The organism is Paenibacillus sp. CF095 (assembly GCF_900101225.1).
GTDB lineage: Bacteria > Bacillota > Bacilli > Paenibacillales > Paenibacillaceae > Paenibacillus.
In genome coordinates, this window is the sequence record NZ_FMZN01000004.1 from 216,379 (window position 1) to 238,239 (window position 21,861).

At 47.0% G+C, this 21,861-nt stretch carries 12 protein-coding genes; 3 read left to right on the forward strand and 9 right to left on the reverse strand.

The window, feature by feature from the left end; genetic code table 11:
• Positions 1 to 13: 13 nt before the first annotated feature.
• The 7 genes from BLS69_RS25460 to BLS69_RS25490 all read right to left on the reverse strand — a co-directional run bounded on the left by BLS69_RS25460 (position 14) and on the right by BLS69_RS25490 (position 12,667).
• Positions 14 to 3,220, reverse strand: coding sequence for an alpha-mannosidase (locus BLS69_RS25460; protein WP_091037840.1), 3,207 nt, complete (start codon positions 3,218 to 3,220; stop codon positions 14 to 16).
• Between the two features lie 4 nt (positions 3,221 to 3,224).
• The gene (locus BLS69_RS25465; protein WP_091037841.1) at positions 3,225 to 5,579 is read right to left on the reverse strand and encodes a glycoside hydrolase family 3 N-terminal domain-containing protein; all 2,355 of its coding nucleotides are present in this window, start codon (positions 5,577 to 5,579) and stop codon (positions 3,225 to 3,227) included.
• A gap of 36 nt (positions 5,580 to 5,615) precedes the next feature.
• Positions 5,616 to 6,536: a carbohydrate ABC transporter permease gene (locus BLS69_RS25470; RefSeq protein ID WP_091037844.1), complete on the reverse strand. Its 921-nt coding sequence runs from the start codon at positions 6,534 to 6,536 to the stop codon at positions 5,616 to 5,618.
• Between the two features lie 24 nt (positions 6,537 to 6,560).
• Positions 6,561 to 7,490 carry an ABC transporter permease gene (locus BLS69_RS25475; protein WP_091037846.1) on the reverse strand — a complete coding sequence of 310 codons (930 nt, stop codon included), beginning with the start codon at positions 7,488 to 7,490 and terminating at the stop codon, positions 6,561 to 6,563.
• A 77-nt stretch (positions 7,491 to 7,567) separates the two neighbouring features.
• Positions 7,568 to 9,040 (reverse strand): ABC transporter substrate-binding protein, encoded by a 1,473-nt coding sequence (locus BLS69_RS25480; protein WP_036673370.1) that lies wholly within the window; start codon positions 9,038 to 9,040, stop codon positions 7,568 to 7,570.
• Between the two features lie 281 nt (positions 9,041 to 9,321).
• On the reverse strand, positions 9,322 to 10,836 hold the full coding sequence (locus BLS69_RS25485; protein ID WP_091037848.1) for a response regulator transcription factor: 1,515 nt from the start codon (positions 10,834 to 10,836) through the stop codon (positions 9,322 to 9,324).
• Between the two features lies 1 nt (position 10,837).
• On the reverse strand, positions 10,838 to 12,667 hold the full coding sequence (locus tag BLS69_RS25490; RefSeq protein ID WP_091037849.1) for a sensor histidine kinase: 1,830 nt from the start codon (positions 12,665 to 12,667) through the stop codon (positions 10,838 to 10,840).
• A 438-nt stretch (positions 12,668 to 13,105) separates the two neighbouring features.
• Between BLS69_RS25490 and BLS69_RS25495 the strand changes: the two genes are divergently transcribed.
• A complete protein-coding gene (locus tag BLS69_RS25495) occupies positions 13,106 to 15,922 on the forward strand; it encodes an endo-beta-N-acetylglucosaminidase (protein ID WP_091037851.1) in 2,817 nt (938 codons plus the stop codon).
• 143 nt (positions 15,923 to 16,065) lie between these two features.
• Here the strand turns inward: BLS69_RS25495 and BLS69_RS25500 are convergent, their stop codons facing one another.
• Complete coding sequence (locus BLS69_RS25500; RefSeq protein WP_176873019.1) at positions 16,066 to 17,643, reverse strand: class I adenylate-forming enzyme family protein; 1,578 nt, start codon at positions 17,641 to 17,643, stop codon at positions 16,066 to 16,068.
• 292 nt (positions 17,644 to 17,935) lie between these two features.
• Between BLS69_RS25500 and BLS69_RS25505 the strand changes: the two genes are divergently transcribed.
• Both BLS69_RS25505 and BLS69_RS25510 read left to right on the forward strand, forming a co-directional pair.
• The gene (locus tag BLS69_RS25505) at positions 17,936 to 18,421 is read left to right on the forward strand and encodes a hypothetical protein (protein WP_091037854.1); all 486 of its coding nucleotides are present in this window, start codon (positions 17,936 to 17,938) and stop codon (positions 18,419 to 18,421) included.
• Positions 18,422 to 19,000: 579 nt separating this feature from the next.
• Positions 19,001 to 20,647 carry an RNA polymerase sigma factor gene (locus BLS69_RS25510; RefSeq protein WP_176873021.1) on the forward strand — a complete coding sequence of 549 codons (1,647 nt, stop codon included), beginning with the start codon at positions 19,001 to 19,003 and terminating at the stop codon, positions 20,645 to 20,647.
• Between the two features lie 407 nt (positions 20,648 to 21,054).
• Here BLS69_RS25510 and BLS69_RS25515 read toward each other — a convergent pair whose 3' ends face one another.
• Positions 21,055 to 21,543, reverse strand: coding sequence for an NUDIX hydrolase (locus tag BLS69_RS25515; RefSeq protein WP_091037857.1), 489 nt, complete (start codon positions 21,541 to 21,543; stop codon positions 21,055 to 21,057).
• Positions 21,544 to 21,861 lie beyond the last annotated feature (318 nt).

Consider the following 21,861-nt stretch of genomic DNA (forward strand, 5'->3'; position numbering starts at 1 on the left):
ATTTCAAAAAGGTTTACCGCAGTAGCACGGTTTGTATTTGGTAAGGTTTAAAAGATAGTGTAATCTGGCCATGGGTATGGGCCAGTGGTTGGATCGGTTCTTCAAGTGCGTTGGAGTGATAGGCTTGCTCAAACGCATGTGGCCATTGCAATGTGATGTTTTCGCGTTTGCCTGATGATTCATAGAAACGAAGGACTGTTCCGCGCCCATCCTCTGCCATTTTGACCGTATCGAGAATGACATGATTACTATTAAAATTAATCCATGCTCCGGTTGCTGGACGTACAGGTGCCGCATTTGCAGTTGCATCTGTGGTTGAACCGACTTCAGTCCCTCCGCTTTGCTGTACCTGCTCTATCTGCTGCTCTTGTTGTATCTGACCCTTTTGCTGCTCTTGTTGCACCTGCTGTACTGTCACCTCATGATTCAGCTCGGCGGCCTGACGTACGGTGTGTGCAGTTCGCCAGTCTCCGTCGTGTGGGTACAGGGAATAGGTGAATTCATGTTCTCCCAGATCGGCGGTGCGATCAGGCCATTTTGGTGCTCGCAGCAAGGACAAACGAATGGTGCTTCCTTGCACGTCGTACCCATATTTGCAATCATTGAGCAGGCTCACGCCGTATCCATATTCGGATACATCCGCGAAGCGATGTCCACAGACTTCATACTGGGCTTGCTCCCAGCTTGTGTTGCGATGTGTTGGACGTTCCAGTGCGCCAAATGGAATCTCGAATGTGGCCTTGGAAGTCACCACATCAATCGGGAAACCAACTTTCAGAAGTTTGTGATTCTCGTTCCAGTTCACCTGTGTCTGGAAATCAATTCGCCGTGAGTCATGATAAAAGACGATATCTTGTGTAATCACCGATTGATGAAGCTTCCAGTGGAAACGCAGGATATCCTTCGTTGTACCCGCCAGCACCAGCTTTTTCTCCAACAGTTCCACTTCGCCAGCAATCTGTTCTTCATAACGACTGTCGATATCCCATGCATCCCAGAGCGTTGGACGATCGTGGAAGAAGTGAAGTTGATTGCCCCGTTCACCCGGCTTCAACATCTCACGCTCTGCGGTTTTATCCCACAGGCGGATGATCTCCCCACGTTTGTTGAACTGCACATGATAAAAGGCCGTATCCCATGTATCATTAAAGGTTGGTTGTGTGGCAAGGTTCTTCATTTCCCGTACATTCGTTTCCCTTGTATTTTCCGGTACCAGCCAAATCGTTTTATATCCAAACGCCGGAATGTCTGTCACGAGAATAGACATACTGCCATCTTCCCGATCCATCCGCAGGCGCTGACCTTTTTCATCGATGCCGTAGCGATCCAAGCCATCCTGCACAGCCAATTGAACGACTGCACTTCGTTTCCAGCCCAAGCTGTTGAATACAACATAGGCTACTGAACCTTCTGGCCCCTCTGTGTTGATACCCGTTGTTAATGCTGAAACGCCTTGATCCAGTCCGGTTCTGCCCAATTCAAAAACCTGTACATATTCCTCATTCGAAGTCACGTAGGATTCCGTAATCGCCGATCCCGGTATAATATCGTGGAATTGATTCAGCAAAATTAATTTCCAGCCGTCATGCAGTGCTGAACGCACTTGAACTTCGGTATTCGCCTCCATATCTGGCAGAGCGAGTGTATTCCACAGCTCAGCTTCTCGATATAGAACCTCCGCTTTCCGGTTGTTGCGCTTATTGCGCGCATGTGTCGTGTAGGTTCCCCGGTGTAACTCCAGATACAGATCGCCATGCCACTTCGGCAGTACAGGTTGCTCCTTTTCAATTCCGGCAAAGAAAGCTCCAGCTGTGCTATATCGACTGGCGGGCTGACCTACCATTAGGTCTGCGCGATCCACATACTCCAGCATCTCGCGTGTTACGCCACCGCCTCCATCTCCGTGTCCGTACAGAAGCATGTGCTCCGGATGCGCGGCTTTCTCACGGTAGGACTGCCAGTGATCATGAATGTCCTTCGGCAACGTATGCTCGTTAACACCATGATTGAGGTAAGACAGGATCGGTGTGCCGTCAATACCCACCCAGTGGAAGAGATCGTACGGAAACACATTTGTGTCATTCCATCCGAGCTTTGTTGTCATGAAATACTCCACATTGCCATGCTTCAAAATCTGCGGCAGTGAGGCACAGTACCCGAATGTATCCGGCAACCACTCAATCTGTGACGTCTTGCCAAACTCCTCCATATAGAAACGCTGACCATACAACATCTGGCGTATCAGGGACTCTCCGCTCGGGATGTTCAGATCCGGCTCAACCCACATGCCGCCAACCAGTTCCCAACGTCCTTCTGCGATCCGTTGCTTCACTCGTGCATACAACTCAGGATCATGCTCTTTCAGAAATGCATATAATAAGGGCTGACTCTGGGAATAGACATAGTCGGGATATTCATTCATAAGTGCATCCACGGTGGAGAAGGTACGGCTCGTTTTGCGAACCGTCTCACGTACAGGCCACAGCCAGGCAATATCAATATGGGATTGTCCCACCATATGCTCCAGACCTTCTGCGTTGCCGCCAATCTCACGCACATGATGCTTCAGATTATTCTCAATCTGACGAATACCCTCTCCCTGCTCAATCTCTTCTGCAGACATGCCTACAAATTGATCCATCGCACGATACACCAGTTCTAACAGGCGAACCCGCCGAAAGTCACTTTCCGGTAGCAACACAGCCGAATCACGTACAATAATGACGGTATACATCAGACTACGAACCGCTTCATTGGGTCTCACCAGCAAGCTCGTAATTGATGTGATCGGTGGCTGAATAACCGCCTGTTGATTCAACGGGTCTACAGGTTCAGGTACCGGATCAAACATCTCAATCTCAAGTTCCGGAGCGTTTCCGACTTTGGACGGATCAAGCGTGACGTAGGTATGATTGCGGTCAAGGCCCTGATAAGAGTGCCCATTTACCCGAAGCAAACCTTCTCCGCCTGTTTCAAATACAAGCCCATAAGGTGCTTGCTGCCATGTAGCAGGGATCTCCAGACGTGTTCTAAAAAAATAAGTCGTTCCCTGTTTGCTCGGAAAACGATCAAAATCTTGGCCTTCCGGGTACTCACCCTGATCCTCATACTGTCCTGGCACATTATAATAAGCGCGGGTAATGCCCCAGCTGCGCAGCTGCAATTGCTCCAGCCACTGATGTTCGGACAACTCGCGAATAAATCGTCTGATACGTTCCAAAATCTTACGCCTCCCTTACGGTCAGTTCGGCCATTTGCGTATCGTTTACGCTGCTGCCGATATGAATATGGAATTTTCCCGGTTCAACAACAGGCTTCAAGTCACGACCAATATACTGTAACTGCTCGGCTCCGATTTGGAATTCCACGGTCTGTGTCTCTCCAGGCTCCAGGTTCACTTTTGCAAAACCCTTCAGTTCCTTGGCGGGACGAGTCAGTGAGCTGACCACGTCAGCAATGTACATCTGTACAACTTCTGCACCTGCATAACGGCCGGTGTTGGTCACATTCACCGATACCGTAACTGAATCATCAGCTGTCATGGACTCAGCACTCAGCTGCGGTTCACTGTACTCAAATGTGGTATAGCTAAGTCCGTATCCAAATGCATAACGTGGCTCCAGATCCTCTTCGAGGTAACGCTTGCCTCGGGAACGTTTGCCGTTATAATAGATCGGTAATTGGCCGACATGCTTCGGAATGGAGATCGTCAATTTGCCTGACGGATTCACATCACCGAATAAAATATCTGCAATGGCATGCCCTCCCTCTTGACCCGGATACCACGCCTCCAGAATTGCATGTGCATGTTCATCCACCCAAGGTTCAGTGATGGGACGACCGTTAATGTAAACAACGACAAGTTTCTTGCCGAGCTTGTGAATCTCCTGAATGAGTTCCAACTGTACTCCGGCAAGACCCAACGTCATCCTGTCGATCCCTTCGCCGCACTCCATATCATTCCAGGAGTTATCCGATACATTGGAAGCACCCGTCTTAAGATCAATCGTTCCTTCTCCAAAGTCACGTGCACTGGAACCGCCAACCACCATAATGACCGTATCCGCTTGACTGGCAACTTCGATCGCACGCTCGAATCCTTCTTTCGAATCACCTTTGATCCGGCAGCCTGGTACATATAACACCTCATCCATACTACTGTCACCACTCAAAGGACCAACAGAACTCTTCTCCGTTTGCCCTTCCACATGATTAGCCAGCTTACTGCGAATCCCATCCAGTACCGTCGCCACTTTCGACTTCGGTTGCGGAGACGTGTAATCACCCAGTTGATTGTAGGCCTGATCCGCATTGGGACCAATGACGGCAATCCGACCCACATTTGCTATCGATAGAGGTAGCGTTTCAGCCTCATTTTTGAGAAGTACAACGCCTTCCGCAGCCAACTGTCGTGCCAGCTGAACATGCGCTTCACTGCCAATGACTTCTGCTGCACGATCGGCATCCACGTAAGGCTGATCGAATAAGCCCAGTCTGAACTTCAACGCCAGCACGCGAGAGACTGCCTGATCCAGAACCTGCACATCAAGCTTGCCTTCTGTTAACGCCTGCACCAGATATTGCCCAAACATCTCACCGGACATCTCCATATCGATGCCTGCTTCAATCGCCTGTATGGAAGCTTCCATTCCATCTGCTGCGACATCATGCCCACTTGCCAGCATGTTGATCGCACCACAATCCGTAATGACCAGACCGTCAAAGCCCCAATCCTTACGCAAAACATCTTCCAGCAGTTCCGTATTCACGGTGCAAGGCGTGCCATCAATTTCGTTATACGCCGGCATGATCGACGCCGCGCCAGCTTCCACCGCTTTGCGGAATGGATACAGATCCACTTCCAGCAGTTCACGCCAGCCCATATGTACAGGCCCTGCATTACGTCCACCTTCGGAGCTGCCGTAACCAACAAAATGTTTCAGCGTTGCCGCCACTGTATCTCCACGGTCCAGACTTTCACCCTGAAGCCCTTCCACGGAAGCAACTGCCAGTTCTCCAATGAGAAACGGATCTTCACCGAAACATTCCTCGGTACGTCCCCAGCGCGGATCACGCACAACATCCAGTACCGGAGAATAGGTGACCGCACCACCTTGAGCACGTGTCTCCCTTGCTACTGCCTGGCACATCTCCCGATACAGATCCACATTCCAGGTGCTCCCCAGTAAAAGGGGGACAGGATAGACCGTTCCGTCAATGGCCATATGACCATGCGAGCACTCTTCCCCAATCAGGATGGGAATCCCCAGTCTGGAATGCTCTACCGCATAACGTTGAATCAGATTAACCGCCTCAGCGCCTTCTCTGGCGGATAGTCCATTTTCCAGCGTAACGCCAGTCCACGGATCTGCCCGAAGCGCACCGTAAAGGGAGCCGATGCCCCCATTTTCCACTTGCTGCTTAAAGGATTCATTTAACGTAATGTTCCCTTGATCATTCGTATAGGTCTGCCAGCCAAATGGCTGCGTAAGTTGGCCTACCTTTTCTTCCGTAGTCATCAGGCTAAGCAGGTGTTGTACCCGTTCCTCTACGGATTTGCTTTGGTCCTTGTAAGTCATCAATCTGCATCTCTCCAATCCTATAACGTGATCCGGTTATTCTTTGACCGCGCCCACCGTCAGACCCTGTACGAAATAACGCTGGAAGAACGGATAAGCGAATATAATCGGCAACGTAGCAAGCACAACCATCGCCATTCGGGACGTATCCTGCGGAATGGACTGCATGGCTGCCAGACTCATCGAACTGTTAGCAGAGTTCTGCTGGATAAACTGGATACTCGACTCAATCCGCATTAACATGGATTGCAGCGGTACCAGATTCGGATTATCGATGTATAATAGCGCATTGAACCAATCATTCCAGTAACCGAGTGTACTGAACAACCCGATGGTTGCAAGTCCCGGCAAGGAGAGTGGAATCACGATTTTCATAAAGGTATAGAACTCACCGGCGCCATCAATTTTGGCCGATTCAATGACTGCATCCGGCACACTAGTGGAGTAGAATGTACGCAGGATCATAATATAGAAGGCATTCATCGCCAGCGGCAGAATCAGTGCCCATAACGTATCTTTCAACCCAAGCAGCTGGGATACGACCATATAAGTTGGAATCATCCCGCCGTTGAATAACATGGTCAGAATCGCAAAGATGGAGAAAAATCTCCGGTATCTGAAGCTCTTGCGTGAAATCGCATACGCATACAGCGACATGAGAATCAGACTGATGATGGTACCGAGTACCGTCACCAGAATGGTCACTCCATACGCCCGCAGCAGCGTGTCCCCACTCTGCCAGACAAACTGATATGCCGCGAGACTCCATTCTGCCGGAATCAGACGATACCCATCACGGGCCAGTGCTTTCTCGTCCGTAAACGAGATAATGACTACAAATACAAAAGGAAATACACAGATCAGAGCGAATAGACCGGCGATGATGTTCATGATCACGTTCCAGCCGCTGGATACGTGGTGGAAGTCGCGTTTTTTAACGAGCCTTGCTTGAGCCATATTGGTTCACTCCTTTCCCTTGTCCTAGAATAGGCTGCTGTCTTTATCGATTTTGCGGACCACATAGTTGGAGATAATAACAAGCACAAAACCCACCACGGATTGATACAATCCGGCAGCTGTACTCATCCCAATCTCACCACTAGTTTTCAAACCACGATATACATACGTATCAATAACATTTGTCACGGAATAAAGCGTACCCGAATCCCTTGGCACCTGATAGAACAGTCCAAAGTCGGCATAGAAAATGCGGCCTACGGCCAGCAAGGTCATAATCGTGATGATGGGCGACAACAACGGAATCGTAATATTGCGAATCTGCTGCCATTTGCTTGCTCCATCAATCATGGCTGCTTCATACAGTGATTTATCAATCCCCAGTATGGAAGCCAGATAGACAACGCTGCTATAACCGATGGTTTTCCATAACGCTACGAATACCAGAATATACGGCCAATATTTCGCCTCGGAGTACCACTGAATTGGTTCCATCCCAAACCAGCCGATAATCTGATTCAACATCCCGCGGTCCATGCTCAAGAAGCTGAATGCGAAGTAACCAACAATAACCCAGGATAGAAAATACGGCAGAAACATACCAGTTTGATACAGTTTGGCGAGTCGTTTATTCACTAGTTCCGAGAGCAGGATTGCCAATGCCACAGCAAATACCAGTCCCAGGAAGATAATGGCGATGTTATAAAAGAGGGTGTTGCGTGTAATGAGCCATGCGTCACTTGTGCTGAACAGGAATTTGAAATTGTCCCAGCCAACCCATTCACTCTTCATCAGACTTGCCCAGAACCCTTCACGGCTGAATCGATATTCTTTGAAAGCAGCCACTGTGCCCACAAGTGGCAAGTAGGAGAAGAAGAAGAACCAGATGGCGCCTGGCAGCACCATGAGCAGCATGACTCGGTTTCTAATCAGGTTTTTCAAAAATGTAGTCATTGTGGAGATCCTCCTTCAGGCTTGAATGAAAAAGGACCGGACGCGATAAGCAGCCGCCCGATCCTTACGATGTACTGTTACTTGTTTTCCGCTCTCCAGGCATCCAGCTGGCTTTGGGCTTCAGCCATTACTTTCTCCAGTCCGGCTTGATTGAACTTCTCAATCACTTGATCCAGATTGGCTGCCGGGTCCAGTGTACCTGTCATCAGTGCTGCCCAATATTGCTCTTTCACGTTCTGTACCGCCGTTAGTTCGGCAGATACATTGCTTGCATCAAAGTTAAAGCTGAGGATCGGGGAATTGACACCTTCAGCGTTGAACTTCTTGAACTCATCCCATTTGTTATCCGGGTCATTGCTGTTCAGATAGAGCAGCATGTTGTTCCCAAGGGAGTATGAAGGCATATCGTAGTTTTTCGATTCAGGCAGATTTTCCATATGCGTGTCATCCACTTTTTTGTAGTGTGTGCCCTCGATACCGGAATCCACCATATTACGCAGCACAGGATCTGTATTCAGCAGGTTCAGGAACTCCATCGCTTTCTCCGGATATTCCGAGTTGGCAGAGATCGCCATAATGGAGCCTTGTACAGATGTATTCGTTATAATTGCTTCACTTGCAGGTGTTGAAACAACTTGATAACCGTAACTTGCAGACCATTGATTGTCCGCGAGCGGTTGAGTCTGTGCACGATCCAGGAACCAGTTGCCCGATGTTGTCAGGTCGTTCGTGGAACCTGTTGTTGCCGCTTCTGCCGATACATAACCGGCTTTGTAGTACTTGTGCATCGTGGTTAGTGCTTCTTTCATTTCAGGCGTTTCCAGTATGTTTACAAGCTTATAGTCTGTTGTATCCAGCTTGATTGCCATTGGCAGATTCTGAATGACATAATCATATGGCACGTAAGGAACGTAGTTTTTATCCATGGCAAATGGTGTTACACTCGCCTCGTTTTCCTTGATCGTTTTCAGTAAAGGCTCCAGACTGTCTAACGTACGAACGCCAGAGATGTCCAGCTTGTATTTATCAACCAGCATTTGGTTAAAGCGCCATACCTCTTGTTGAGGCAGCTCTTTGTTGGCTGGAATTCCGTAATTGTGTCCGTCTACCTTGGAACCGCTGAGGAATGCAGGATCAATGGTCTTGGTAAGATCCTGACCGTATTCAGCAAGCAGGTCATCCAGTTCAAGGAATGCACCTTTTCTGGCATTTTGTACATAATCAAATCCACCAGAAGAAGTGAACAGAATGTCCATTGGCTCACCGGATGCTACGTTAACCTGCATCTTCTGCGGGTAGTCACCCCAGTCAACCATCTTCATTGTTACCGTGGCATTAATTTTCTCTTTGGTATACTTGCTCACTTCTTCCATCACTTTGTTGACGTCTTTCTGAGGGGTACCGATGGTATACCAGATCAACTCTACCGCGTCATCTCCAGCTCCCCCAGATTCCGAAGCATCTTTGCTTCCTCCACAGGCACTAAGAACAAGTGTAACGGCCATTAACAATGCAAGAACGAGTGAGAAGCGTTTTCTTTGTTTACTCATTTCTTTGATCCTCCCTTTTCGTGTTCCCTTAGGCTCTACTTACTAACTGCTTTAACCTTATCGAATGAAAGCATTTACAAAAAGAAGATAAACTTAAGTTTTCGAGGTACAAATTAAAGAGAAATCATCCTTGGACAACTATTTTGTACCTGTTTAATTAAATCGCTTACATGAAAGAGACATGCCGGGTAACGTATGCCATGATTTTCATCCATGCCATTCCTGTTCCCGATATGTCTCTTGGCTCTCTGTCCGCATAGTTGGATCTACCCGTCACCGAATTAACCAAACACCTTGAAATCAGTCGGTGAAATTCCTACATATTTGCGGAACTGTTTATAAAAATACCCTGTCTCCCAATACCCCACATTTCGGGCGATCTCATGTACCTTCAGATTGGAATTGCGTAGTTGCTCCTTCGCACGTTCAATCCGGTATTTGTTGATATATTCGGCAAACGTCTCCCCGGTCTCCTTATGAAACAATTGTCCCAAATACACCGGATGCAGATGATAGTGGGCACCCAGCAGCTTCAGTGAAAGCTCTTCTGCGTAGTGTTTGTCGATATGCTGAAGCACTTGGTTTACAATCGGATTCTTCAGATCCTGCAATAGGGATTGGATCGTCTGCGACCCAACCTGCTGAAGCGCCCGCACGAGTTCATCAAAAGTACCACTGTCCAGTACAAGTTGAAGCCCTTGTTGGTATATGGCAGACTCATCCGAGTGTTTGATGCTCTCCAGTTCCATTTTGAAGCGAATCACAACTTCCAGTGCGGTATTCTGTAACTCCCCAGGCGTAAGCCCATCGCGATGCTGTTCAAAATCCATACGAATCCGGTCGGCAAGTTGTTCTGTATTGCGGGACAGAATGAGTTTGGCGTATTCCCTCCAATCAATGAAAAAGGTCGCTGTTGAACTTCCGCACCTTTCCAGTATGCCATGGTCGATGACTTTAAGGTCGGGATAGATCATCACATACTGGAGTGCTTTTTTGGCCTCGGCATAACTGGTCGGCGCATGGTACAGCCCTTTCATCATTCTGCCTGCTCCAATGCGCACCGCCGGATGGGTTACGGTTATCTCATCAGATAATGCCTGCAGGCCATCCATCAACTTCTGTTCCTCGTCACTCGTACCCTGAATATTGGCAATAATGACGATGTCTCCATCGATATCATGAAATACGTTCAGATGGCGTCTGTCTCTAAGCATCTCTTCTACACGTTCAAACATGCCGGGTACTTGCCCTTTGTCACGCAGAATGGCCACAGCAACGTCCGGTGCATCCAGCGAAAGGTTCATAAACTGGGCACGTTCTTCAAATTCGGTAGCTGCAATCTGTCCCGTAAGCCATCGATGAAGAATGTTATCTTTCAGAATCTGGATGCCATACGCATCATCGGCTTGAGGTGATACCGTATGATCCAGCTTGGACGCGGTGTTGCTCAGCGTGGATTCCAGTTCCTCCACATTAATCGGTTTGAGCAGATAATTTTCGATCCCCAGCTGCATACCTTCCTTCAGATATTCGAACTCATTGAAACCACTCAGTATAATGACCTTAATCTCAGGTTGTACACGCCTTGCTTCCCGAATCAGATCGAGACCATTCATGAGTGGCATGGATATATCTGTGATCAGAATGTCCACAGGCTGAGAAGAGAGCGCTTGTAAAGCTGCTTGCCCATTACCTGCATGGCTCACAATTTCCATATCAAATGAAGACCAATCCACAATATCGTATAAGCCTTCAATGATGAATGGCTCATCGTCCACAATAAACACCTTGTACATGTTAAACACCTGTCCCTTCTGTATGTGGATAACGCACCCTGATCCGTGTTCCTTCTCCGAGGGTGCTCTCTATGGTGATACCGAACTCTGGCCCATACAGGAAGCGCAATCGACTATGGACACTGCGCAGCCCGAACATCTGACCAGACTCTTCAGGACGTTCCAGTTCTTCAAGGATTTCCGTCAGGCGTGCTGGATCAATGCCTTTGCCATTATCTCTGACTTCCACTTGCACCACATCATCTGTTTCTTCCACAACAATTGATAATCGGTTATCCGAACGTTCTGTCTGAATGCCATGTACGACATAATTCTCAATGATGGGTTGCAGCGAAAGTTTCACCACAGGGTGTTGATAATAAGCAGCATCGATCTGGATCGTATATATGAAAATATCCTTGTAGCGGATTCGGAATAACTCCAGATACAAGCGACAAGCTTCCATCTCATCCTTCAGCGTATAATTTTTCTTCTGCTGTACCAGGCTCTTGAACAATACGGATAAACTATAGATCATCTCGCCAACATCTCTCGCCCCCTGGGATATCGCCCTCATCCGAATCACTTCAAGCGTATTGTAGAGAAAATGCGGGTTGATGCGCGCCTGTAATGCGACCAGCTCGGTCTCCTTCTGTTTGATCTCGGCTTTGTAGACTCGTTCAATATACAGATTCAGCTCATCCAGCATGTCGTTGAAGCTATGGGAGATCTGCCCCAGTTCATCATCTCGCGGATCGTCGATGCGAGCCGTCAAGTTGCCGTATTTCACTTTCTGCGTAAAGCGGATAATTCGACGAGTTCGTTTGGCAAAGTTAATAATGAAAAACGCCGGAACCAGCACAGCAAATAAAATACACACAATACTGATCGAGATGATGGTATTGCGAATGCCCGCATAGGTTTCAGCCATCTCTTCTACCGGAACGGTGCCAATGACCACATAACCCTGATCCGCGGAGACAAACTTGTTCACATACATGTTCTGCTCCTTTTTCATCGAATCCATATCCGTCTGATCAAACAGGGAATCGGCCACATTCACGTAGGGATACTTCTTCCCGTAATAATGATTGTTGGAGTCAAATAACACTGTCCCTTTCGCCGATAACACCACGATTTCTCCCTTGAGATTACTCTCGTAGTTATCCAGCGCGTTACCGATTCCCTCCGAGTCAAAGAAGACAAGAAACTGGCCCAGATTCCGAAGAGTCTGTGTATTGTTAATCGGTACGCGAATGGAGTAGAGCGCAGGGTCCCATTGATTAATCTCTTTGCGAATCCAGTAATTGGGTGCACTGATATTGGGCGTTTCCATCGCCATCACGTCCGGAATATAGGAATGAGCCACATTGGCGTCCAGCTTGCGGAACTGCTTGTGTTGATTAAAGGTAGACAGATCCTGCTGCTCAGCGCTATACAACATGAGTTGGTTAATCTGCGAATTACGATCCATAATGTTCTGAAAATGTTTCAACACATCGGCCGAATAGTCATCCTGATTAGCATAATATCCATTGGTCATGTGCTGAACATATTCAGCGTACGAATGATTCATCAGATAAGTAATGTTGGCGGACAGTGCCTCATTCTGATGCATATCCCTCACCATATTCTGTACCGATTCATACTGCTGATGAATGTATCGATCCACATGTTCCATCGCCGCTTTCTGGATCGCCAGTTCCCGGCGAATCGTGGAGTCGGACACTGACAGGAAGATGATATAAGACAATGTAATGATCGTGACAATGGATATCATCGAGAAAATCAGGAGCATTTTCATAAACATATTATTTTTAAAGAAATTATTGTAAACGCTAACAATTTTCAAGTCGCATGTTCCCTCCGATGCTGTATTCCTGACTATATAAGTAGAACTAAAGATTATTAACACTGACACTACGATGACAGAATAACCTTCCAATCGCTGTTATCCCCAGATTTCTTTGATTCTCTTCTCCCAAGGGAAAATCCGGTGATAGCGTATGCTTCCGATGCAGCTTTCTTTCAGAAAGCTTTTAGGCGAACGCTTCGCTTTTCCAGTTTTTTCTGTCCTCTCCTTTTTCGTGTAAATGATTAGTTTAACTATATAGAATTATATCATCAGGCTTCTGACATTAACTTGTCACCTGGAACTTTTCTTTAGTTTGTACTAGCGATTCTTTAATTTCACCCTATTTAAAAACGCTTTCATCCACTATCGTTAACCATAAGTTTAGCTTTGTGTAAAAGAATACCTTACATTCATTCCACTTGAAGGAGGAACAGCATGACACGCAAACTCAAAGCAAAAGGCATCATTCCCAAGGTAACCGCCATGGTCCTTACTACGGCTCTGCTTGGACAAGTTGTTGCATCATCCGTTTATGCCGGAGACACGCTCCCTTACACCGGTGAAAGTGCCAAAGGGGTGAATCAGCCCTATCAACACGGGTACACCTCGGCCCAGATTCTGAACTGGACACCGGAAAGTGATATCCATGGTGACCTGCTTCGTGCCCATGTTCCCTTGCAGCCCCGTAATGAAGCGTTCGCTGCCACACAGGCATATCCTGAGCTCAGCCCGGACACCCAACTGTTCACAATGAGTGGTGATTACGGCAATGCATTCTTCGATAGCACACCTTATACCAATGAATTCAGCCAGTATCTGTTTAATTATTGGCAATATACAGACTACTACAGCTATTGGCACGGCATGGCCTCTGCGGGAGTACCTGAGGAGCTGTATGACCCGAGTAAAGAGTGGACGGAGAAATACTTTGAGTTTGGTATCTTGAACATTCCGAATCCGGCCTACACCAATGCAGCCCATAAGAATGGCGTTAAGTCCATTGCTAACATCTTTTTCTCGGACAATGACCGTGGGCCTCAAACCTATAAACAAATGCTGATCCAGGATGAAAACGGTAATTTCCCTGTGGCCGAGAAACTGGCCGAGATGGCAGAATACTACAACTACGATGGATATTTCTTCAATCAGGAAGAGGTTGCCCGGGGTGTAGCCCCTGAGGATATCGCTTCCTACAAGAAATTCATGAAATATCTAAGAGATAAAGGCCTGTACGTTCAGTGGTATGATTCCACCATCAATACAACAGGCAAAATTCAATACCAGAACCAATTCAATGGGCTTAACAGCCCCTTTGTACAAGATTCCGTTCTCGGCAGAGTCTCGGATTCCATCTTCCTGAACTATGTATGGAACCACAAGATGCTCCGCGATTCCCGTGATCATGCCCTTAGCTTGGGACTGGATCCACTGGAAACCGTATTTGCTGGTGTCGAAGGTGGACATGACAAATTCGGCCGCTGGAAGCAGTCCTACGACCTGCGTCATAACCTGGATGAGAACGGTCAGCCCATGAATAGTATCGCGACATTGGGTGCCGATTTCACCCACAACGCCCTGGATGAAGAGATGGGCGATGGCAGTACCAATCATCGAGCTGAGGATGAGTACCAATGGATGACCTTTGTACGTGATCGTGCGTGGTGGTCTGGTCCAAATCAGGACCCTACGGATGCACGTCGTAATGCGTCTGCCGATCTGTCCGATGTGTATGCTTCCGGTGCAAATTGGGATGGAATCGCTGCATATCTTACCGAACGTTCCGTCATCAACGGCTCTAATTTTGCGACCAGCTTCAATACGGGCCACGGTCTGAAATATTATGAAGACGGCGCTGTCTCGAACGATAAAGAATGGTCAAATATCAACATTCAGGATATCCCTGTCACTTGGCAATGGTGGATGGATAGCGAAGGCGACAAGCTCAGTGTTGATTTTGACTACGGTCCATCTTATGAGAAAGGCGCAAGGTACAACTATGACTCCATTGGCGCGTTCAATGGCGGTAGCTCTCTCGTGGTGAACGGTACACTGAACTCGGAGAACTTCCTGCGTCTGTACAAAACCGACCTGTCCGTCAACGGACAATCCAAACTGGAGCTCACGTATAACAAACCGTCAACTAGCGATGCTTCTTCCCTGCATGTTGGGCTGATCTTCGAGGATGATCCATCCAACGTGGTCAATGTGGAAGTGCCTCAGTCAGGCCAGCATACTACAGGTTGGAAGACAACTTCGCTGGATTTGAGCGCCTATCAAGGAAAAACCATTGCCGCTATGGGATTATCCTTTGACCCGAATGGCGAGGCAATAGAGAATTACCAGATGAATATTGGCGGGGTCCGCATTTCCGACGGTTCAGCGGCTGTACCGGATGCACCTACCGGATTCCATATTCCCAAAGCACTGACCGACACCAATGAATTGGTTGTCGCATGGGACATGAAGGACTATTCAGAGGTCAAACAATACAATTTATATGAAAATGGCGCCTATGTTGGCGGCGTGTATGATTCTACTTTTTATATCAAATCGCTAAAACAGCCTTCTGGTGAACTGTCCATACGTGCTGTTGGTGCAGATGGTACCGAAAGTGAAGCAACCGTCCTGCCCTACGATCTGAATGCAGCCGTTCAGGATATTGATGTGAAATTCAAAAAGAATGGCGATGCCATCGTAAGCTGGAAAAACCCGAAGAAAGCGAAAGATACGGGCAAAGATAAGAATATGGATAAGGACAAGGATAAAAATAAAGACAAAGGAAAAGGCAACGAGTCTATTCAACTCACACTACAAACCGAATATACAAAAGAACCCTTTACCAAGTCACTTCAGGTCAAAAAAGGAAAACAATCTGCCGTCCTGACCGGACTTCCGATCAACGGTGAACATTATGTGCTGAACATCGCCATTGGCGGGCAGAACCCGGTTACCCATACCGGACAGCTCGCAGATCTTCAGATTACACCATACGCCAAGGAAAAGGTTACGGTAAAAGATGGAAAATATACACTTGCCCTGCCCGATCTGGAAGACTGGTACAAGATCTATGTATATGAAAATGGGGTGCCACGCGAGTTCGGAGTCACTTACGTTTCGCAGAAATTCCCGTATATCATTCGGGGAAGAACAAAGCTGAGTGAACTGACCTTCACACCAGCGTCCAGCAGCAGCTCTTTGAAACTGGTCATTGAGGATTATGCGGGTAATCAGGCCACTACGATTTTGAGGTAACACTACAAGGTATTTTCGCGCCCTCCTGCATACCAGTTGAGATAAAAACGTACAGCCCTTCACTTCCGAAAGGAAGTTGAAGGGCTGTTCTTGTTGATCTAACAATAAATATTCTGCCCAACAGCTATTAAACAGCATTCCCGTTAGCCTAATTCTTCGGATGAAATTGAGGATAGCTGCTTGCGCAACCGCTTTTTGTCTATTTTATCCACAGCTGTTCTAGGCAAGGCATCAACAATGAACAGTTGAGTAGGCCATTTGTACGGAGCAAGGCGTGGCTCACAGAACGCCCGCACCTGTGTCAGATCTAAACTTTCACCGTCCCGTAACACTATGAAAGTGACGAGTTCCTCGCCTTCTTCGGCAAGAGGATGTCCGATTACGGCCGCCTCGCTTACCGCCTCATGAGTCACAATAACATGCTCCACTTCGGCACAAAACACATTGGAACCGCCCACAATAACCATATCCTTCAAGCGATCAAACACATAAAGATAACCTTCGACATCCAGACAACCGACATCCCCAGTTCGAATCCAGCCATCGGGCATGGTCTCGGCAGTAGCCTCCAACTGGCGCCAATACCCCAGCATGGTCTGTGCACCTCGAACAACGATTTCTCCAGCCTCCCCCGTCATTATCTCACATCCGTCCGTATCTAATATCCGAACTTCGAAGGCCTGCTCACCCTGGGCAGCCAGATCAGCAGGACGACCTACAGATCGAAGGCGATGAGGATCCTCCATATGCTGAGCAGGAAAAAGGCGGCTTATGGACATTCCACATTCCGCTTGTGAGTAGTTATTCACAATGATAACTTCAGGAAATTTCGATACGACCTCCTGTAGTGTAACCGGGGAAATGATGGACCCTCCGCAGCCAATAAGCGATAGACTCTTCAAGTTTCTACCTCCTACGGATGCCTCGCGGGTAAGATCACGAAGCAGTTGGCCTACTGTGCTGAGTTGTTTAATCTGATCACGTTCAACGGCTTCCATAATGCGGTGTACATCCGCTGGGTATTCGTCTAGAAATACAAGACAGCCTCCGGCAGCCATGGTCGCCCACAGCTGGAACTGACCCACCAGATGGGATAAGTTGAGCACTAAAACACGACGCTTGAGATCATGACCGAAGCCTGCAGAAGGCGTAAGTTGATTCCAAGCAGCCATTCCGCGATGCGAATGCATGACCCCTTTTGGCCGACCAGTTGTCCCACCCGTATAAATCAGGACTGCCGTATCGTCTACACTTCGTTTGAAATGGTCTTTTGGAGAGAACGCGGGTTCCTGCTGTAAAAGAGCAGCGAGCGAACTGCTCTTCGTCCCTTCTACGTCTGTCGTGAACAATTTTGGATAATACCCAAGAAGCTTTACCGTGGCAATAGCTGCGTCAGCATGTTGGTCATCATGAATAACCATATGTGGTTCTGCATCCTGAAATATCGCAGCGAGTTCAGGCACTGTTAGCAAAGGAGACGGCACGAGTGGTATAGCACCGATTCCAACTGCTGCATAAAACGCAACGACGAGTTGGGGATCTGGATCACCTAAAAGGGCAAATCGATCGCCCGCCCGGAGACCTTCAACATACAGGGCATGACCTAGTCTTTCAACTAAACCGTAAAGCTCCCCATAACTCATCGTTTGGCCATGTCGCATTAACGCAGGTTCCTCAGGGTACAGACTTGCTGCAATCGGCAATCGTTCGGATAGAAGCAAGCAATTACCCCCAATATTTAAATTTCCATTTTTTCCGTTAAGAAAACTATGGAATAAAAAGAGAGTAGCATATATCTGGAATAATAAGTATTCATTATCCCCTATTAAAACCATAAATTCTTCTAATATTACAGTTCCGCCAACAGACGATCCTGCCATTTACCCTACTTGCTAACTTAATTAGGTAGCCCTAATTGGGCTGCTTTGTAAACTGAAATACAACATTTCTTTTATCATTACGTTTATTTAGGTAACGAGTACCAAGGAGGGGTTTGTCATAAAAGTAAAGACAATGTATTTTATTCTCAGTGTTGTAGCGTTATTTTTAATATCAGCTTGCGCAGGTGGTGTTACTGGCTCTAGTCAGCAGAATGAACTAGGTGAACCATATCGTATGGCGTTGGAGGAGTTAATTTCAACAGATACGGCTCTTAATGGAAACATGGAGTATATCTCATTGGATTTTGATAAAGGAATTCCATTAAAGGATTCTGATAAGAAAAGCATTGAGGATTACCTTCACAGCAAATATAACGTAAAAATTTATAGCCTAACCTATGAAGAATTGATTGAAGAAGGACTGTCTGAACAGTCTGAAAACACGCTAAAAGGGATTTTACTGAAAATTGAAAAGCAGGAGAAGCAATCAGATAATAACATTGCCATAGAGGTCAGTAAGTATCGTGCCAATGAGGGGTCGCTCTCTGCAAAAATAACATTAACCTATGAGGAAGGTAAATGGAAAGTTGCTACCCATACTCCTACAAGGGAAAGTTAAAGGATATAATTTTTTTCCAGTGAGAGTGCTAGGAAAAGTTTATTATGACAATTATGGAAGTAGCCCTTTTGGGCTTTTTTTTGCCCGTATTTTCTGGAGTACATCCCCCCCCTAAAGGTATACCAATAAGGATTGTTAGCATTTTTGCAACGATCCCTATTGTCATCCGTTAGTTTAATGAAACTCAATTATGCATTTGAATAATTAATCGAGACCACTCCTGGTAAACTACGGAACGAAGGAGTACCCCAAGTCCCCGAAGAAGAACTTTGGCTCGTGCTCCTAGTTTGTATCCTCCCATAGTTGAACCGAAAAGAAGTATCTTTATATACTAAAAGTGAGGCCTTTACATCTAAAGTAATCTTCAACTTGTTTAATTCTTTTCCAATATACTTAACAAAAAATTCATAACGTCTTTTTAACTATTCAAATAATCTACTCATGATGTTTGTAATAATTATACATATATGAGCGATCCGGTAGGACGTCCAATTTTTTTTTGAAATAATCCCAACCTTTATTTCGCCTGGCACACTATATAATTGTCAGGAATTACAGATGCAACTATGGAGGCAAAAAATGGACTCAATTGGTAAAAACGGAAAAGAAGCGGCGGAAGCGATTCGGAGCTATGTCAAACCGATTTTCGGTTTTGCGTTAAACCGGGTCAAGCAGCGGGCCGAGGCGGAGGATCTGGCTCAGGAGATTATGCTGCAGTTGTTGAAATCCTTCTCTGGGGTGCGGGACATTAGAAGCCTTGACGCTTACGTCTGGACGGTTGCCCGATACACTTGGGTGAATTGGTTGAAAAAGCGTGCGCACGCTCCCCAAGCGATTGAAATCAACGGCATGTCCGAACTGTCTGCCGCCCCTTCCCGGGAGCCGCTTGACCGGCTGCTGGTAACCGAAGCTTACCGCGAACTGCGCCGAGAAGTCGCGTTTCTATCCGACATCCATCGCCGGATCGTGGTCATGCATTACTACGACGAGCTTAAAATCGGCGATATCGCGATTGCTCTGAACATTCCTGTCAACACGGTGAAGTGGCATTTGAGCGAGGCTAAAAAGAAGTTACGGAAAGGGATGAAACGTATGCGTGCAACAGGAACTTTAAGTGTCAATCCGGTCAGCATGGGGGAAATGGGCCATTCCGGTTCGGCCGGCAGTCTGGGCGAAACCAACGATTTTCTTGGACGCGCCTTGGCGCAAAATATCGTTTACGCGGCTTATCACAAGGCGCGTACCGTACATCAAATCGCGGAGGAGCTAGGAATGCCGCCGTCTTTACTGGAAGGCGAAGTCCGGCACCTGGCCGATTACAATTTTCTCACCCAAACCTCTCCCGGCAAATATCAAAGCAATACCATCGTCTGGGACCTCTTCGAGTTGGCTGTAGCCGGTCATCAATTTTGGCAAGATTGCGCCGCCGAAGTGGCCGATGTTCATTTCGACGCGTTAATGGAAGTTCGCCAGCAAGTCGAGGATAGCGGAGTGTACGTTCCGGACGGCGACTATAACTTCCTGCTCTGGACCTTGCTGCCCAAGAACGTCGAGGAGCAATCATGGCGGAGCATGCCGGCGGGCGAAAACTTCGATGCGGTCGCACCAATGCGAAAGGACGGAGGTCAGTATATTGCCTATGCGGCGTTAAACCAGAGCCACAGTTCCGATCCGGGTTTTGATTTGAGTAGTTACGTCACCTTCGGTCCGTCGCTCCGCTACGTCGAAGACACTCCCTTATACTTGTGGCAATTTAATACGTACTGGAGCGACCGCCAGATGGATTGGCGTTTCTTGGAATACCGGAATGTCGAGATTTGTCATGCGTTCCAACAAGGGGAGCTGCCCGACAACGAAGAGAACGCCGAGCAATATTCGTTCCTGCTGGAGAAGGGGTACATCCGCAAGACGGAAGAGGGGTACAAGTTCAATGCGGTTTGGATCGACTCTCCGCAAACGTTGGATCGGTTGAACAAGGCAATGCCTGATTTGTCCGCTCTGTACGCGCCTGCTGTCGGCAAGCTCTACGATAAAATGCTCAACCTGTTCCTGCAAAATCAGCCGAAGCATTTGGAGCCGCAGCTTGCTTATATGGTGAGAGGCAACACCGGCGGAGGCCGGCTGGTCGCTTATATTTTGAAGCATTTGATCGATAACGGGAAGTTGAAACCGCCGTTGCCGCACCAGCAGAAGACGATTTCAACCTGGATGGGGCCGGTCAAGTAAGTCGGTTCGGAAATGTATACGAAGACTGGCCGTTCCCGGACGGTGGCCATTTTTACACAAAACTCTGTCTTTCCACTCTGTCTGTCCAACGAAGTGATTAGGACATCGCTATTTCACCACGGCCCCTCCTGAACGTATGAAAATGATTAAAAACTCCCCATGACGCATGTGCGCCATGGGGAGTTTTTAATCGCAATCGTATCTGCAAGATCTCCCCTTTACCTTACGATTTTTATCTTTCTTGTTTGCAACCAACCGTGAGAGGCCAGATGCTCCACATACTCAGCAGATCTATTCAGCAAAACTGCCCGTTAGTTGAGTAAAAGCAGCCAATCACAATGATCAGCTGCTTTCTTGTTGTTATTGAGCTAACGTTTCCCGATAGCTTCATGAACTATCCTTAACGACTATAATGCTCTTTGAAAATTAAGACTACATTCGTGCGTTGTCGTAGTAACGTAATCCATAAAATTCACAGAACCGTTAAAGTTCAAATAAGCTTCATAACGTAAACGGATTGCAGGTAAAGTAATGAAATCTAGAACATTTTCCTTTGGAACCCACTTGCAATCGCTCGTTTCATCAGAAGTAGTTAGTTCTCCGCCAACAACTCTGCACACGAAATCAAACATGACCTTCGTAGGGACATCAGTCACACCGTCATACCACTTATGGACAGCTGTATTAGATATAACATTAACTAAATGACTCACAGTCGCATCGATGCCACTTTCTTCTTTAATTTCACGCAGCACGCCATCAATTAGGTTTTCTCCAACTTCGGTTATCCCACCAGGATACACCCAACCATCATCATGGGCTTTTACTAAAAGAATATTTCCATTTCCATCTTCTACAATTCCGCCTGCAGAAACGATATGTGTCGGGAACGTCATTTTACAACCTCCAAAAAGATAAATTTGTATATTAATTCCACATAAACATTTATTTACCTTATTTTGTTAATATATTAAATATTCTGTCTACATAATCGAACTATCCTGCCCGTTAGCTTAATGAGGAGCTCATCATCCTAGTATAATTTTCGTGTTCTCTACCGTCCCCAAAGCTATACCAATAAGAATCGTTAGCATTTTTGCAACGATCCCTATTGTCAGTCCGCTAGTTGAAATAAGCAACTGATCACTTCGATACCCTGCCGACTATAAGTCCTAGGGATATTAGATTGCATCTGTTTACCAACAGTATTCCAA